The sequence below is a fragment of the Verrucomicrobiota bacterium genome (genome assembly GCA_039192515.1).
GTDB lineage: Bacteria > Verrucomicrobiota > Verrucomicrobiia > Methylacidiphilales > JBCCWR01 > JBCCWR01.
The window spans coordinates 160,490-176,169 of record JBCCXA010000002.1 but is presented as its reverse complement, the minus strand read 5'-3'; the positions used below and the strand labels follow the sequence as shown (position 1 = coordinate 176,169).

Below are 15,680 nucleotides of genomic sequence, written 5' to 3'. Positions count from 1 at the left end.
TACCACTTATTTGTCGCCCATGCTTAGTGATTCCTCCTCAGGCACTTACATGTATATGGAGGCCAAGGTTATCGATCTTCTTTTTTTTGGGTAACCCAACCTTTTTCCTCATTCTTTAGCGCAGGAACCTACAAAATAAAGACCCCTGCGTATGTCACAAAGAAGGGTCAATTTTATCTAAAAACTATTTAGATGAAACTGGAAAATTCGAAACTTGCATCCTGAAGAGTTGACGATAGCTTACATGGTTAAGTGAGTGCTCAGAACATCATTGGGAGTAAGCCTATTAAGCCTGTAAACGCTATATCTATTCCTATAGCGCCAGGCTTTGTTCCTGTTATTGGACTCATTATTAGCTCGATTGCCTAAAACGGCTCATAAGGCAGTCGAGGATCCCTAGCCCCTTCATAATAAAGCTTTCATACTCCAAACATTTATTTCATAAACCTAGCTAAATTTTTACATATGCATGCACCTATCCAAATTTATGACACTACCCTACGCGATGGAACGCAGGGCGAAGGAATCAATTTATCACTTCATGACAAACTTCGCATCGCTGAAAAGCTTGCAGAACTCGGATTCCATTACATTGAGGGCGGCTGGCCTGGATCAAATGAGAAGGACATCGCTTTTTTTGAAGAAGCCAAGAAACGAGATTGGGGAGCCTGCAAGATCGCTGCCTTTGGTTCAACGCGTCGCGCAAACACTTCGGTAGCAGAAGATCCACAGGTCAAACTTCTATTAGAGGCTGAGACTCCAGCCGTAACTTTCTTTGGGAAAAGCTGGCTCCTTCATGTTGAACAAGTCCTTCGGACCACGGCTGAGGAAAACCGAAACATGATCTTTGACACGGTAAGATATCTCAAAGACAATGAACGTGAGGTCTTCTATGATGCCGAACATTTTTTTGATGGATTCAAGGACGATGCCGATTATGCCATCATGACCTTGAAAGCTGCTGCTGAAGCCGGTGCCGATTGTCTAGTCTTGTGTGATACGAATGGCGGGACTTTAGCATCTGAGGTTTATGACATTGTTCAAACGGTATCCATGACTCTTTCGGATCAAAAGATAGGCATTCATACGCACAATGACTGCGGATTAGGAGTGGCAAATGCTCTTGCCGCCGTAGAGGCTGGAGCCGTTCAGGTTCAGGGGACGATGAATGGTTTTGGTGAGAGAACGGGCAACTGTAACCTGACGACAACGATCCCTATCCTTGAGCTTAAAATGAACCGCCCCTCCCTCCCTAGTGGGCATCTCAAACAGCTAAGGGAGGTTTCCAATTTTGTGGATGAGCTAGCGAATCAAAATCACGACAGTCGCGCACCTTTTGTTGGCCTATCTGCTTTTGCTCATAAAGGCGGCATGCACGTGAATGCTGTAAACAAAACAGGCATTTCCTATGAGCACATCGATCCCGATCTAGTCGGTAACAGACAGCGTATCTTAGTAGGGGAACTCTCCGGCAGAACCAACGTCATGATGAAAGCTTCTCAGTTAGGTATCTCTGTCGAGGAAAAATCCGAAGAGACTAAAAAAATCCTTCAAGCGGTCAAAAAACTGGAAATGGAAGGCTATGAATTCGAAGCTGCGGACGCTTCCTTTGAACTCTTGGTCCGACGCCAACTAGGTAATTACACGCCGTTTTTCGAATTGGTTGAGTACCATGTTTCACTTCGTAAAAATGACGAACTGCATTTCACTAATTGTGAAGGGACTATCAAGATCCGCATAGATGGGAAGCTCATTCACACGGTTGCCAATGGCGATGGCCCCGTAAACGCCTTAGATGAAGCGCTTCGTAAAGCCTTAAAGGTAAAGTATCCGGAGATTGAACAAATTCATCTTTACGATTACAAAGTGCGTATTATTAATTCATCTGCCGCGACTGCCGCCAGAACTAGGGTCTTAATCGAGTCCAAGGATAGCATAGATGTATGGGGAACGGTGGGTGTAAGTGATAATGTCATCGAAGCCAGTTGGTTAGCGCTAGTGGATAGTGTGGAATACTTTCTCATGAAACAGTCATCTTGAAAGTGAATTAAACATTTGGTGATTATTTATTTTTGAACTTATATTACTTCAAGATGCATCAACTATTTCTTAAACTAATTCTTTGTAATCTACTGTTTAGCGTTTCAGTGCTAGCTGCGCGCGAGCATATTATAGTAAGTGGCGGACCCGCCCTCCGGTATTTTGAAAAGTATAAAAAGGAAAATACCCACGACAGATATTGGGGCAACTTCATAGATGCACCGATTGCTCGACTTCCTCAAATCAGAGCACAGATGCAACCGAATGATCAATTAACCTGGCTAGTCTTTCGCCCCGCTTATATTACGCGAGGCCTAGAAAATCAATCCGACTTGATATCCGCCGTGAAGAAAAAGCTTTCTGACCAAGGAATGAAGCCTTACTGGTTCAATAGTAGAAAAGAGCTGATCCACTATCTCAATAAAGGCGTGAACCGGAAAGAATTGCCCATTGCTCGAGTCGAATACTTTGGCCATTCTAACAAGAGAACTTGGATGTTTGATTACAGCAATAATCTAGATGGAGCAGTTGCTGAACCTCTCTTGCTCCATATAAGCCATATTAAGGAAATCAAGCGTAGCGCCTTCGCCGAAGACGCCATATCCAAAAGCTGGGGATGCCATTCAGGGGAAGCATTTACTCTGGCATGGCAAAAACATACAAAAACTCCTATGAAAGGTGCAGTTGGTAAGACCGACTATTCCAACGGAGGCATTCCTTTTATCTCAACCCCAGAAGGTTATTGGACATTCGGTGAAGAATAACATGACAAAATTCCTCATTATTTTATCCCTCTCACTTTGCGCAACACTTTCTTACGCTCAAGAACAGGAGCAGGAATCAACCCCCGAAAAAACCCAAGTTGTTTACACCGTAAACCCTTCCATTTTAACTATTATCCCTCAAAGCTCGGGGGTAAAGGAAGGTGACGTTTTTATTGGGCAGCGTCATTGCCAATATAAATACTCTGGATGGGGGTGGATGAAAAAAGAGAAGGAGTCCTGGAGTAGTGCTCGCTGGGTCATGATCAAAGAAATACCCGGTCGCCATAAAGTTCCTCACCGTTACTTGAGCGATGAACATGGAGACCACGGAATCCGCTACAAAATGTGGGGCCGCTTTGCTGACTACAAGGGATACGAACCGAATACTGACCGACTCGTACCTATCTTCATTCTCCGCGGTTGGGAAGTCATTGGCGTTGGAGAGCCTATCAACAAAAAGCTGCCGGCCTTTAAGACAGTCCCAAGAACACCTAGAAGCACATCTTTCCAAGAACGCCGCCCCAAGAAGCGCTTTAACGATGATTCGTTACAATAAGTTTCTAAGTAGCGCTTCAAATAACCATGCCATGTTTATTCCAAAGTCACTTCTCGAGGAGTTCGCTTTGGAAAAGACAAATATTCACCGTATCTACTCTTCCCCGGGACTTTGGATCGAGCGTTACCATCAACATTTCATCATTTCACATCTCCCAGAAATGGATCCCAGAGAGATTTTAAAGGATTTGCGTGAATGGCTCGACACACATCAACTTGTCGCTGAAAGCATCTATACACGCCTTGTCACTAACAGACCAAATTTACGTCAAAGTCCTGTTCGTATTTTTCAAGAGAGTGAAAGCCCCTATAAAACAACTGCCCAGGAATGGGGACTCTCGTATCAGATCTCCTTTGCTATAGGATACTCAGTGGGATTCTTTATGGATCAGCGTTTAAATAGAAAATACCTGATTGATTTCCTTAACACTAAAAGAGCAAAGTCTGAGTGCAAAGTCCTCAATCTTTTTGCTTATACTTGCTCCTTTTCAGTAGTTGCAGCCTCTATGGGATGTGACACATTGAATGTAGATACCCTGCGTTCGCATCTTGACCGAGGCAGGGAAAATTTCCGACTTAACCACATCAATCCACAAGCTCATGGCTTTTTCACTAATGATGTTCGTGAAATACTACCACGTTTGCGGCGCCAGAGGAAAAAATTTGATGTCATCATTTTAGATCCTCCAACTTTCAGCCATGCCAAGAAAATAGGGCCATTCCATGTGGAAAAGAATTTACCACAGCTAATTGAACAAGGTCTTCAACTTCTCTCTCCCCTCGGCAAAATGCTTATTTCTACAAACTGCCTCTCGATCAAAAAAGAAGTTCTTCGAAGGGACGTGGAAAAAGCGGCAGAAAAACTCAAACAAATATGTAAAATATACACCACTCCGAATCTCCAAGACTTTTCTGAAGGCAAACTGCCTCTCACCTTTTGGGTCCAACTAAGCGACTAGTCAACAACGGTTCAAGCAAACTTGCTTAAGCTCAACAGTTAGCTAGTATTTATCGCATGCCAAGGATATTGCCGCAGCAAGAGGAGTTCTTTAATCATCTATGGATTACATTGATCTATATGGTGCAAACCCCGCACAGTACAGCAGAGTTTTCCATTAGCCTTTTTGTTGGATTTTCTATTCTGGCTATTTGCTTAGCTAAATTTCATTTACTCACCGGAGCTAGAAATGCCACTGGTCTAGTCAGTATTTTCAGCGGAGCCATTGTCCTTTTTGGGGTAGCCATCACAATAGCATCGGTTCTCACTTATGCTTATCCAAACATAGAAGATCCAGGCAAGCAGAAAATGCTTCTTATACTTGGTCCTACTGCAGTCTTCTTACTACCTTTACTTGGCATTAATCTAAGTTTGTTTCGTGCCGGCTATATAGGCTCACTCATCTCCTGGTTCGGTGCAGTGTGTATAGCTAGTATGGCTATTTTTGTTGTTAGCCTTTGTTTTCCGGATAAGAAGGGCGGCCAAAAAGTTACCTTTGACCAAATCATAAAATATGGCAAAGAGGTGACAGAGAAAGTTTCTGATGGTGTGAAGGAAAAAGCCCCTGCAGTTAAAGAAAAAATCTCGGAGCTTCCCGGCGAGATGCAAGAAGGACTCGATAAGATCCAAAAAGATCAGGCCGAGGAAAACCAATAACACGCACCAGCTCCAAGAAGTTTCAAAAAACTTCTAGATCGACAACTTCTCGTTCATAGACAATCCTTACCCTTCATGGAAAAAGGCTACACCATCCCCATACTTGATAAAGGATTTGTTCGCTACATAGATCACCTCGGTTCGGACACCCGTATAGTAGAATCTGCTAGAATTTCTTATAAAAGCCCAAGTAAAGGCGAAGAACAGGACAAGAAGCTCCTGCGCTATCTCTACAGAAACCGACACACCAGCCCTTTCGAACAGTGTAACATCACATTTAATATTAAAATGCCTATCTTTATTATGAGACAGTTTGTTCGACACAGAACCTTTCGTCTCAATGAGTGGAGTGCCAGGTACTCAGAACTTATGGATGAATTTTACGTTCCCACTGAATGGCGTTCACCCGACGAAAAAAATAAGCAGGGAAGCACTACTGCTGGACTTGATCACGATAAGCTCACGAATCAAGTAGAGACCTTTAATAAACAAGCCTATGAAACCTATAGAAGTTTGTTAGAGCAAGGGGTAGCTCGAGAGCTTGCCCGAACCGTTTTACCCGTCAGCATCTTCACGGAAATCTATGTGAACTGCGATCTGCATAACCTCCTACATTTCCTTCATCTAAGAGAAGATCATCATGCACAATGGGAAGTGAGAGAGGTCGCCCGAGGCATGCGGGAAATTGCTGAAGCCCTTTACCCCTGGACCTTTGAGGCTTATCAAGAATTCAAAGTCAAGACAGTTAAAGTCGAAACAGTTTAGCTGTTATTCCAATCTATGAGTGCTAGTCTGTTGATAGCCATTTAAGTGACGTGCAATGACTCGTGTTGATTACACCATCATTGCCATATACCTTGTAAGCCTTCTCATCTTCGGAGTTTTTTTAGCTAAACGCGCAAGCCAGAGCTCAGAGCATTATTTTCTAGGCGATCGCAAGCTGCCTTGGTGGGCTTTGGGCGCTTCGGGCATGTCAAGTAACCTAGACATAGCTGGAACGATGACCCTAGTCACTATGCTCTACTGGTTCGGCCTTCATGGCTTCTTTATAGAAATGCGAGGCGGAGTGGTTTTGCCTATCGCTATTTTTATGGCTTTCATGGGTAAATGGCACCGCCGTAGCCAAGTGATGACCACCGCTGAATGGATGCAACTACGGTTTGGTAAAGATTGGCAAGGTAAGTTAGCGCGCATGAGTGCAGCAGTCACTTACCTGGTTATCACCATAGGTATGGTCGTTTTCTTCCTAGGAGCTGCTGGCAAATTCCTATCCGTCTTTCTTCCTTTTACTATCCTACAATGCCAATTACTCATGCTAGCCATCGCTTTCCTTTATACCGTGCTGAGTGGCATCTATGGTGTGGTTTGGACTGATGTTGTTCAGAGCGTATTGATTGGTGGTGCCGCACTGTATGTAGCAATCGTAGGCTTTTCAGAGGTGACCCCCGAACTCCTCGAACAATGGCCTGGAGCAACTTTTAATCGAGTTCTCCCTTCGCTCTTTCAAGAAGAGCTTAAAATAAATACTTCTCATGGTATTTTAGACTATCGCTTTTTTGGTCTTTGCTTGCTTGTATGGGCCAGTAAGGGAATTTTGGAAGGACTAGGAGGCAGTGGAGGCTCCGCTTACATGGCCCAACGTTTCTACTCAGCGAAGAATGAGTCAGACTGCCTAAAGATAGGTATGTTATGGACTATCCTGTTTGCTTTCCGATGGCCAATGGTGCTGGGCTTTGCAGTCTTAGCAATTTCACTAGGCGTTGGCACCAAAGACCCAGAAGTAATTTTACCTGAAGTTCTCTTATCCGAGTTTTTCCCTTCTGGTGTGCGTGGAATCATTATTGCTGCGATGCTAGCTGCCGCTATGTCTACATTTGATAGCACCATTAATGCCGGAGCTTCCTATGTAGTGAAAGATCTCTATCAACCCCTCAAACAGTCTTGCACAGAAAAAGAGCTGGTCTGGGTCGGATATATTGCGTCATTTTTCATTGTAGTCACCGGCCTATTCATCACGCTAAACTTTGATTCAATTGTTGGCATCTGGGTCGCTATTGTGACCAACCTGTTCCCCGCATTTCTTGTCCCTTTTGCCCTGCGGTGGTTTTGGGAACGCTTTAACGGAGCAGGGTTTACGATGGGAATCCTTACAGGTTTTACCGCCTCGCTTCTAACCTTTATCTTCGTTTCGGATGAGTATCTACACGAAATCCATACAGTTCTCATAGTAGCCTCCTGCTCTTTACTTGGCAGTGTATTAGGCACTTTCATGACGCCGCAAACAGAAGAAAAAATTCGCAAAGAATTCTATAACACCACTAAGCCGCAAGGACTTTGGAATAAAGATTGGAAGCAAAGTGATCGAGAAGAGCATCGCAATAATCTACAAACGATGGTTGTGTCTTTAATGTGGCAAATCTCAACCTTCTTAATACCTATGACCATTATGCTTAAGATGGTCGCCGAGACTCTTTGCCTTAGCATACTGTGGTGCACAGCTTCTACCTATCTATGGTATCAATTAAAAGCGAATGATGCTAAAAAAGTTGAACAAGATCCGTAAAAGTTTAAGTCACTAGAAAAAGAGAGTTGAGGAAGATACGTCAATCGCATTGTCTGAACGTAGCTTGGATAAGCTAGCAAAGGCGAAGCTATCAAGGCGGAGTACTCATCCAAATAGAGTAGGGGTATGGGCTCAATAAGGTGATACCCCTAGGAGAGTCCAGACTTCAAAGAGCATTTTTGAATGAGTCTTAAACATCCATTTTTGTCATACCCTGATTCAACCGAGGCATGCAGAAGATTCAACTATTGATTGATTCGTCTGGCGGATTGATCCCCTGATATCAACGTGGGTCCAAACACTAAGGGAATACTCAGATCCCTAGAAGCTTTCATCGGTGAAGCTATAAAACGACAGGTTGGATGAGTCACTGTTGCCCATTCATTAGAAAATACACTAAGGGCCAAGATCTTTAAGCCTTTATGACATCATTTGGATTAAAAATGAGAGTACAAGCTTGTGTGACTATTTCTTCCAAACTTTTTGCTTTTTGGTCTCCCACTCATCTTTTAGAGCAGCGATGTCACGAACCTTTTGTTCTTGAACTTCTGCAACTTCATTAAAATCTCCCTTTGCCTCGGCTTGCGCAATAAGACTGGCAAGAAATGTCTCTCGTTCGGCAATTTTGGATTCGTAAAGAGAGTTAATTTCCGTGATCTGAGCTTTTTGTTCGTCTGTTAATTTTTCAGCTGGCTGCGCTTTTTCGAGCTTCTCCATAGCAAGTTCATAGGCTGATTTCATAGCAAAATAATAGCCTCTACCCAATACAATGCAAGTTGGGACTATTCTTTTTGATTCGCGCTCTCCAAAACATTCCCTGCCTCCTTGCCCTGCTCTTCTTTCCACTCCATCTGATCGGCTGCATGGATAACGAGGTTCATATCTTGAGTAGGATCATACTCTAAAATATGGAGACTTTCCTTGTCGAAACGCTTTTTCAAAAAGCCCCTCAAGCGCTGGATAATGTCTTGCTTTTTTGCATGACTTAATTCTTCAAGAATAGGCTTGGGTTGTTCTGATGGCATCTCCTCACTGGTCATTCTTTCTTGATTATCCACCTCATCTTCCACTTCTTGAGCGTTGGTTTGAATCTCATTTTGTGACTCTAATAGCTCAAACTGTTCCTTAACTCCTCTTTTAAAAGTTAACATCAATGTTGGCACTTCCTTCTTCTTTGCACTCGAGTCCATGGGAAGCATCAAACCATACCAAGCACGATCTATCTCTGGAAATATCAAAGCAACCTCTTCATCTAAATTAGGTAATAACCTAGCATCCTTATCAACCTTTAAGGCTGCGAGCTTAAGTTGTGCAATCTCTTCATCTCTCTTCTTCACCTGCTCCATGGTGCTAATAAGCTCTTTAACCACTATGGAGTCTTCTTTCTCCGCTTTTTCTTTAGGAACATTCATTTGGACGATGTGTAGATTGACGAAATCCAACTCATAGGCTTCACCAATTAACTTCTCTTTCAAGAGACTCTCTTGTTCTGGCGTGACGGGTGAGCCTATCATATAGACTTTCAGTCGCTTACCTCCTTGCCCTTTATCTTCCAATTTCCATTCTACCGCCTCATGTAAGGATGTATTGATTTCGCGGGTTACAAACTCATTTACTTGAGCTTTGATTTTTTGCTCTTTTACTAAATTTCCAAGGAAAAATATACTCGGGATCAATGTGGTTAGACAGGCTATGATCGTAAAGATTTTCACTTTATTACGTTGATTCTTCTCGAAAAAATGCTTATGAGGAAAGCCGAGGAGTTGAACCATAAAATAGGTAACTGCCGTAATGAAAAGTGCATTGATGAAGAAAAGATAAAAGGCCCCCATAAAAAAGCCTAAGTCTCCTTTAGCGATTCCGTAACCAGCTGTGCAAAGGGGTGGCATAAGCGCTGTAGCAATAGCAACGCCTGGAATAGCATTTAAAGACTTAGTTCTCGAACATGCTACAATCCCAGCGACACCACCAAAAATTGCTACTATTGCATCTAAAAGTGTAGGCGATGTCCTCGACCGTAATTGGTCGGTTATTTCTCCAAGAGGTGTCATATAAAAATAAACCGAACTAAATACGAGGCTAATTACTACTGTAATAAGCAAGTTATTAAGCGCCATAAAAAAGAGATTTCGGTCATGTGTGCCAAGGGAAAAACCCATACCTATAATAGGTGACATCAAGGGAGAAATAAGCATTGCGCCAATCAGAATAGCTCCAGAATTCATATCCAAACCCACAGATGCTAGTACAGAAGAAGAAATCAACATCCACATATTCGTTCCACGAATGGAAATATTGCGAGTGATATTGTCAATGGTGCCCTCAATATCGGTAGTGCCCTGAAGAGAAAAAAGCTTGTGCATAATCATTTTCAAGATCAGCCATAGCTCCTTAAAATGATGTCCCATAGATCTTTTTGATGGAGGCTCAATATTAGACATATTTGTCTTCTAGATGCTTCTTAAGCCAAAACTTTTACATCTATCCTCAAGCACCACAACTCAATTATTTACCAGCGTTCGATACGCTTACCTTTGGTCTTGGGTCGTGACCATGCATTCCCCTTTAACAACCATCTTCTGATGCTGATTAGTCACTTCACATTCCATGATAAGGATATTACGCCTTTTTTTCGCTAAAACAGTAACCTTAACCGTTAAGATATCTCCAACAAAAGCAGGACGATGAAATTTTAGCGACTGACTAAGATAAACACCCCCCGGGCCAGGAAGTTTAGTCGCTAACAAAGCTGATATTAAAGAACCCACCCACATACCATGCGCGATACATTTACCGTAATCAGTTTGCTTGGCAAAACTTTCATCTAAATGAATAGGGTTGTAATCACCGGTCGCTTCTGCAAAAAGCTCTAAATCCTCGATCTTTACAGGGCGTTCAAGGGAAGCCACATCCCCTACCTTGATTTCAGAGAATGGTATATTTTCTAGCTGCACGGATTAACACTAACAGCTATTTATATATCATCACTATAACATTCGAACATAAACAGAACTAAACGTTATTATCTCGCATGCTAAAATGACATGTTTCTAAGCGGCTTTACTTATATTAGGTGAAATAGGAAGTCCAATTGAGGCTAAAGGCTGTAATTCAATGCTGGGGGATATTTCATTATAAGCTACAACCACCAACTTAGAAAAAGTATCACTAAAGAATTTTCTTAATCCCAGCCTGATACTTGGCGAACAAAGCAATGTTGGTGAGAACCCCTGGTTTGTAACATCTTCTATAGATACTTTCAATTGATTATGGAGATGTGTAGCAATGTTCGGATCCATGGCCAAAGTGATTTCATGTGTTGTTTGTCTAATACTTTTGAGTAGCGTCTGTTCCAACTCGGCATCTAAAGTGATACATATCAATTTATTTTCATGCATATCGCACAAACGAGCTATCTCAAAGACAAGTTCTTTCCTAGCTGCTTCACTCAGCTCGTCTATATTTTTGGTCATTTGAATTTGATCACATAATTTTTCAAGGATCAGTGGTAATTCTCTTATGGAGATTTTCTCTCTAAGCAGATTTTGTAACACACGATGTACCGTGCCTATACCAAGTTGAAGATTATTCATTTCCTGTAATACCGCAGCATGAGACTCCTTCAACTCATCCAGTAGCAGTTGAACATTTTGGCGTGACAACAAATCAGCTGCTCTCATTTTGAGCACTTCATTTAAGTGTGTAGTCAAGACAGATATGGGATCAACTACCGCATAACCTAAACGCTCAGCCTGTTTTCTCTCAGAATCAGGTATCCAAGTAGCAGGAAGCCCAAAGGCAGGCTCTATAGATTTTCTACCTTGCAAGGGTCTTTGCATGGAACCAGTTCCCATCGCCAAGACATGTCCTACATAGCATTCTGCAGAAGCAACCTCATGGCCTCTTAATAGTAAGCGGTAACTATGAGGTGGTAAGCCTGAATTATCCCTAACTGAAACAGTGGGAATGGTAATCCCTAATTCAAATGAAAGACTTCTTCTCAAAGAAGCAATACGATCAATGATATTTTTAACATCACCATGGACAAGTGGTAGCAAATCTAAGCCTAATTCTAAAATTAATACTTCTACCTTATTGCGATCCTTCGATTCTTTCTGATCACTTTTTGCTCCGACCCCCTGACCTTTAGTAGCATCACTTTCCTCATTTAGAGAACTATCATCAACCTGATCTTTTCCTGCTAATTGAGGCCACAAGTAGCCAACCCCCATGACAACTCCGCCCAATAAAAATAAGATGGGCACAGGAAAACCCGGAACAAACATTAATGCCCAGAGAAGACCACCCGTTCCCCAGATAGCTCTTCTACTCGAAAAGACCTGACGTGCAACATCTGTACCAAGCTTAAGAGAAGAACTAGAACGCGTTATAATGATACCCGCAGCAGTTGACACCAGCAAAGCAGGTATCTGCGACACCAGCCCATCTCCAACACTGAGTAAGGTAAAGGTTTTGACAGATTCCCCAACAGATAAGTTCATTTGCAAAACGCCTACCCCTATTCCACCGACTAAGTTGATGGCGGTAATAAGAATGCCTGCAACAGCATCTCCACGAACAAACTTACTAGCTCCATCCATAGCTCCAAAGAAACTCGAATCCTTTTGCAACTGCTCACGTTTTGCTCGTGCTTCTTGCTCAGAAAGCAGGCCAGCATTTAAATCTGCATCAATACTCATTTGTTTGCCGGGTAAGGCATCCAAAGCAAATCGAGCAGCTACTTCTGCCACACGTCCAGCACCCTTTGTGATAACAATAAAATTAATGAGTGTAAGAATAATAAAAACTATCAGTCCAACAATAACATTACCTCCTACGACAAACTGTCCAAAAGCATCGATAAGGTTGCCTGCATCTCCGCCTGTTAGAATAGCGCGCGTGGTCGCTACATTTAAACCTAGTCGAAAGAGTGTTACGAATAGCAGAAGGGTAGGAAAGACACTAAACTCCGTAGCATTTTTAACATTAGAAACCGTTAAGACAACCAATACTCCTATTGTTATGCTGAGAGTAAGTAATAAATCAATAAGCAGTGGTGGCAACGGTAGCACGAGAATAAAAATGACACCCAATAAAGCAAAGCTGAACCACATGTCACCCTTGGCATATAACTTTTGCCAAAGTTCGGTAGACTGTGCAGCTTGCTGTGTTGAAGCTTTATTCATGAACTAGCCTCCAAGGTGTAACCCTCGCTCTGTAGTCCTGCTATGACAATTGCAACCGCCCTGTAGTAATCTACAGGGATCGCTTCACCTATTATGGCCTCTTGATAAAGCCCTCTTGCCAACGGCTTGTTTTCAACAATCGGAATATGAAGATCAATAGCTTTATCTTTAATTTTGAAGGCGATTCGATCCATTCCCTTGGCCATAACCATGGGTGCAGGTGTTTCTCCCCTCCGATACTTTAAGGCAACTGCAAAGTGAGTTGGGTTGGTAATGACTATGGTCGAATCCGCCATGTTCTCAAGCATCCTACGAAACGAGATGAGCATCTTGCCTCGGATCTTTTTCTTAACTTCTGGATTACCTTCCGTCTGTTTCATCTCTTCCTTTACATCCTGACGACTCATACGATTATCTCGCTCGTACTTGAATTTTTGATAAGCATAATCGATAGCTGATATCACAACCAGAGCGACTAAAACACGCCAGCCCACCTCCCAGATCACTGAAGTGAGGAATGCGCCATATTCCATAGGCCCTACCATACGAGTAAATACCGGACTCTGTCTTAGTTCAACATATGCCCCATAGGTAAGGCCCACTACCAAAACCATTTTAAAGACCCCAAGGATAAGCTGCACCAGTTTCTGCACGCTAAATAAATTTTTAATTCCATTGATAGGATTTAGTGCTGTTATCTTTGGTTCTAATGTCTTAGAAGAAATCCTCAGTCCGACTTGAGAAATTTGAGCGAGTAACACCAAGAGAATAATACCCATCCAAAAGAGGATTTGATATATTGCAAGTTGAGGTTGCATCACAACAGCATTATGTATTAATCCCAAAGAATTTGGTCCTACATTCTCTATTTCAACGAAGCTACTGCTCATCACTTCCACAAAAGCCTCACCATAGTACTTTCCCAAAACTAACAGCATAACAATGGCGGCAGCTAATAAAACCGTAGCCCCAAGATCTTGGCTGCGAACCACTACTCCGCGTGAACGCAATTCCTCTCTCTTCTTGCCGGTAGCTGGCAGGTTTTTGCTATCTTTATCCTCCGACATATCTATGTTTAGGTAAGCTTGTTTAATTCGACCATATAGTCTGTAATCCTAGGCAAAATCGTCCCCAATTGCTTTCGAATCATGAACAAGAGCAATGGCAAAAAAACAATCACTGCCGCAAGCCCTACGCCCAGACGAATGGTGAAGCTTAAAAACATAATATTAAGACCCTGAACTGCTTTTGATATCAGACCTAAAGCAAAAGTTGTCATAAAGGAAACTGCTAATATTGGAATTGCTATAGCAAATCCACTAATCAGGATGCTCGAGCCTACATTGACTAATGTCTTAATCCCTATGTTAGAAATAAAATGTGCCATGGGAATAATTTCAAAACTCTTTACTAAACCCATTAGAACTAATGTAAAATAGTCTAAGACCCAGAAATATACCATTCCCGCAATCACAAAAACCCTGCCAAATACACCTCCAGATATTGTGACTGCAGGATTTAATTGTTCAGCAGCAGTTAATCCAAGTTCATTATCTACTAACATGCCTGCAAATTGCATGACCACCATACACATCTTAACAACCAACCCAAGACCCGCTCCTATAACTAACTCTCCCATGCCTATAAAAACGAGGCCAACCACTCCAGAAATTGCATAATTTGCGGCCGGTGTAAGCGGTGTTAAAAAAAAGGTTAGCCAGATAAGTAATCCAGCCTTGACAACAGTAGGTATCGAAAAATCGCTTACGCCTGGAACAGCGGCAAATAAACCTGACAAACGCGCCGCCACTAGCCAAAAGGCTATCGGATCCATAAAAAGGTTCATACGTTAACCTCGCCGGCTCGAGAAAACATTAAGATCATGAGATTACCTAAACTTTCTAAAATCCAGGGAGCTATCAACCAGAGGATAAAAGCAGCAGCAAGCACTTTTGGAACAAAGGTTAGAGTTTGCTCCTGAATAGAAGTCACTGTCTGAAAAAGACTGATAACAATACCTACGCCCATTGCCATCAAAATCAAGGGTGCAGAAATAATAATGCCTTGCATAAGGCAAATCTTAATCAATTCATATGCTGTATCATTATTCATCCTGTTAAATGAAAGCTGTTTACAAGTGAGGTTAGTATGACGGTCCATCCATCAATAAGGACAAAGATCATCAATTTAATGGGCAAAGCTATAATAGGTGGTGGTAACATAAACATACCCAATGACATCAAAGTCGAAGCGATCACCATATCCACCACTAGGAACGGTAATAAGATAAGTAATCCCATTTGGAAGCCTGTTTTCAATTCCGAAAGCATAAAGGCTGGCAATATAACCTGCAGGGGTAGATCTCTAGGATCCTCTGCTTCTAAGGGACTTGGGGCAACGTCCATAAAGAAACTCAACTCTGTTTCTCTTGTGTAAAGCAGCATAAATTCTTTTAAAGGCTCTTGCGCTCTTTCCAGTGCTTCCATGGTTGTTATTTCACCTTTTTGATAAGGCTCAACAGAGACAAGATAAACTTCATCCCAAGTCGGCTTCATAATAAAGAACGTTAAAAACATAGCCATACCTGCTAAAACTTGAGATGGAGGCTGTTGCACACTCAAACCACTTTTTAAAAATGACAACACCACAATGATTCGTATAAACGATGTGGTCATAATTAATATAGCTGGTGCAACACTCAGTATAGTAAAGATAATCAAGAGTTGAAGACTCATTGAGAGATCTCCTACTTCCTCACCATCGTTGTTAGCCAAGGTGATAGTTAGTGGCCCGCTATTTGAGGAAGATGCTTGAGCACAAAGATCATCACCCAAGATTAAGAAGAACACTAGCGAAAGTATTCCTAAAGAAAACCTCAACCCCAGGGTGGAATGTCTTTTTAAGCACTTCAACATAGA

The 15,680-nt window shown here is 42.2% G+C and carries 15 protein-coding genes; 7 read left to right on the top strand and 8 right to left on the bottom strand.

What is annotated here, in order from left to right:
- Positions 1–465 precede the first annotated feature (465 nt).
- From cimA to AAGA18_02150, 7 genes are all read left to right on the top strand, one after another.
- On the top strand, positions 466–2,040 hold the full coding sequence (cimA, locus tag AAGA18_02180) for a citramalate synthase (protein MEM9444137.1): 1,575 nt from the start codon (positions 466–468) through the stop codon (positions 2,038–2,040).
- Between the two features lie 53 nt (positions 2,041–2,093).
- Positions 2,094–2,804: a hypothetical protein gene (locus tag AAGA18_02175; GenBank protein ID MEM9444136.1), complete on the top strand. Its 711-nt coding sequence runs from the start codon at positions 2,094–2,096 to the stop codon at positions 2,802–2,804.
- A gap of 1 nt (position 2,805) precedes the next feature.
- Positions 2,806–3,360 (top strand): hypothetical protein, encoded by a 555-nt coding sequence (locus AAGA18_02170; protein ID MEM9444135.1) that lies wholly within the window; start codon positions 2,806–2,808, stop codon positions 3,358–3,360.
- Positions 3,344–4,318 (top strand): class I SAM-dependent methyltransferase, encoded by a 975-nt coding sequence (locus tag AAGA18_02165; protein MEM9444134.1) that lies wholly within the window; start codon positions 3,344–3,346, stop codon positions 4,316–4,318. Before AAGA18_02170 ends, AAGA18_02165 begins: the two co-directional genes overlap by 17 nt.
- A 56-nt stretch (positions 4,319–4,374) precedes the next feature.
- A complete protein-coding gene (locus AAGA18_02160) occupies positions 4,375–5,013 on the top strand; it encodes a hypothetical protein (protein MEM9444133.1) in 639 nt (212 codons plus the stop codon).
- 75 nt (positions 5,014–5,088) lie between these two features.
- Positions 5,089–5,778 carry an FAD-dependent thymidylate synthase gene (thyX, locus tag AAGA18_02155; protein MEM9444132.1) on the top strand — a complete coding sequence of 230 codons (690 nt, stop codon included), beginning with the start codon at positions 5,089–5,091 and terminating at the stop codon, positions 5,776–5,778.
- A gap of 55 nt (positions 5,779–5,833) precedes the next feature.
- On the top strand, positions 5,834–7,576 hold the full coding sequence (locus AAGA18_02150) for a sodium:solute symporter (GenBank protein ID MEM9444131.1): 1,743 nt from the start codon (positions 5,834–5,836) through the stop codon (positions 7,574–7,576).
- Between the two features lie 465 nt (positions 7,577–8,041).
- Here AAGA18_02150 and AAGA18_02145 read toward each other — a convergent pair whose 3' ends face one another.
- From AAGA18_02145 to fliP, 8 genes are all read right to left on the bottom strand, one after another.
- The gene (locus tag AAGA18_02145) at positions 8,042–8,317 is read right to left on the bottom strand and encodes a hypothetical protein (protein ID MEM9444130.1); all 276 of its coding nucleotides are present in this window, start codon (positions 8,315–8,317) and stop codon (positions 8,042–8,044) included.
- Between the two features lie 41 nt (positions 8,318–8,358).
- Entirely contained in the window at positions 8,359–10,017 is a 1,659-nt protein-coding gene (locus tag AAGA18_02140) for a TIGR00341 family protein (GenBank protein ID MEM9444129.1), read from the bottom strand.
- 87 nt (positions 10,018–10,104) lie between these two features.
- The gene (locus AAGA18_02135; protein ID MEM9444128.1) at positions 10,105–10,530 is read right to left on the bottom strand and encodes a MaoC family dehydratase; all 426 of its coding nucleotides are present in this window, start codon (positions 10,528–10,530) and stop codon (positions 10,105–10,107) included.
- Between the two features lie 96 nt (positions 10,531–10,626).
- Positions 10,627–12,762 (bottom strand): flagellar biosynthesis protein FlhA, encoded by a 2,136-nt coding sequence (locus AAGA18_02130; GenBank protein ID MEM9444127.1) that lies wholly within the window; start codon positions 12,760–12,762, stop codon positions 10,627–10,629.
- Positions 12,759–13,829 carry an EscU/YscU/HrcU family type III secretion system export apparatus switch protein gene (locus AAGA18_02125; GenBank protein ID MEM9444126.1) on the bottom strand — a complete coding sequence of 357 codons (1,071 nt, stop codon included), beginning with the start codon at positions 13,827–13,829 and terminating at the stop codon, positions 12,759–12,761. Before AAGA18_02125 ends, AAGA18_02130 begins: the two co-directional genes overlap by 4 nt.
- An 8-nt stretch (positions 13,830–13,837) precedes the next feature.
- On the bottom strand, positions 13,838–14,596 hold the full coding sequence (locus tag AAGA18_02120; GenBank protein MEM9444125.1) for a flagellar biosynthetic protein FliR: 759 nt from the start codon (positions 14,594–14,596) through the stop codon (positions 13,838–13,840).
- 8 nt (positions 14,597–14,604) lie between these two features.
- The gene (locus AAGA18_02115; protein ID MEM9444124.1) at positions 14,605–14,874 is read right to left on the bottom strand and encodes a flagellar biosynthetic protein FliQ; all 270 of its coding nucleotides are present in this window, start codon (positions 14,872–14,874) and stop codon (positions 14,605–14,607) included.
- Complete coding sequence (gene fliP, locus AAGA18_02110; protein MEM9444123.1) at positions 14,871–15,677, bottom strand: flagellar type III secretion system pore protein FliP; 807 nt, start codon at positions 15,675–15,677, stop codon at positions 14,871–14,873. Before fliP ends, AAGA18_02115 begins: the two co-directional genes overlap by 4 nt.
- Between the last annotated feature and the right edge of the window lie 3 nt (positions 15,678–15,680).

Bases quoted from the DNA above. Each gene is read 5' to 3' on its own strand.
- cimA (MEM9444137.1), top strand. From the start codon at position 466: ATGCATGCACCTATCCAAATTTATGACACTACCCTACGCGATGGAACG.
- AAGA18_02175 (MEM9444136.1), top strand. From the start codon at position 2,094: ATGCATCAACTATTTCTTAAACTAATTCTTTGTAATCTACTGTTTAGC.
- AAGA18_02170 (MEM9444135.1), top strand. From the start codon at position 2,806: ATGACAAAATTCCTCATTATTTTATCCCTCTCACTTTGCGCAACACTT.
- AAGA18_02165 (MEM9444134.1), top strand. From the start codon at position 3,344: ATGATTCGTTACAATAAGTTTCTAAGTAGCGCTTCAAATAACCATGCC.
- AAGA18_02160 (MEM9444133.1), top strand. From the start codon at position 4,375: ATGCCAAGGATATTGCCGCAGCAAGAGGAGTTCTTTAATCATCTATGG.
- thyX (MEM9444132.1), top strand. From the start codon at position 5,089: ATGGAAAAAGGCTACACCATCCCCATACTTGATAAAGGATTTGTTCGC.
- AAGA18_02150 (MEM9444131.1), top strand. From the start codon at position 5,834: ATGACTCGTGTTGATTACACCATCATTGCCATATACCTTGTAAGCCTT.
- AAGA18_02145 (MEM9444130.1), bottom strand. From the start codon at position 8,317: ATGAAATCAGCCTATGAACTTGCTATGGAGAAGCTCGAAAAAGCGCAG.
- AAGA18_02140 (MEM9444129.1), bottom strand. From the start codon at position 10,017: ATGTCTAATATTGAGCCTCCATCAAAAAGATCTATGGGACATCATTTT.
- AAGA18_02130 (MEM9444127.1), bottom strand. From the start codon at position 12,762: ATGAATAAAGCTTCAACACAGCAAGCTGCACAGTCTACCGAACTTTGG.
- AAGA18_02125 (MEM9444126.1), bottom strand. From the start codon at position 13,829: ATGTCGGAGGATAAAGATAGCAAAAACCTGCCAGCTACCGGCAAGAAG.
- AAGA18_02120 (MEM9444125.1), bottom strand. From the start codon at position 14,596: ATGGATCCGATAGCCTTTTGGCTAGTGGCGGCGCGTTTGTCAGGTTTA.
- AAGA18_02115 (MEM9444124.1), bottom strand. From the start codon at position 14,874: ATGAATAATGATACAGCATATGAATTGATTAAGATTTGCCTTATGCAA.
- fliP (MEM9444123.1), bottom strand. From the start codon at position 15,677: ATGTTGAAGTGCTTAAAAAGACATTCCACCCTGGGGTTGAGGTTTTCT.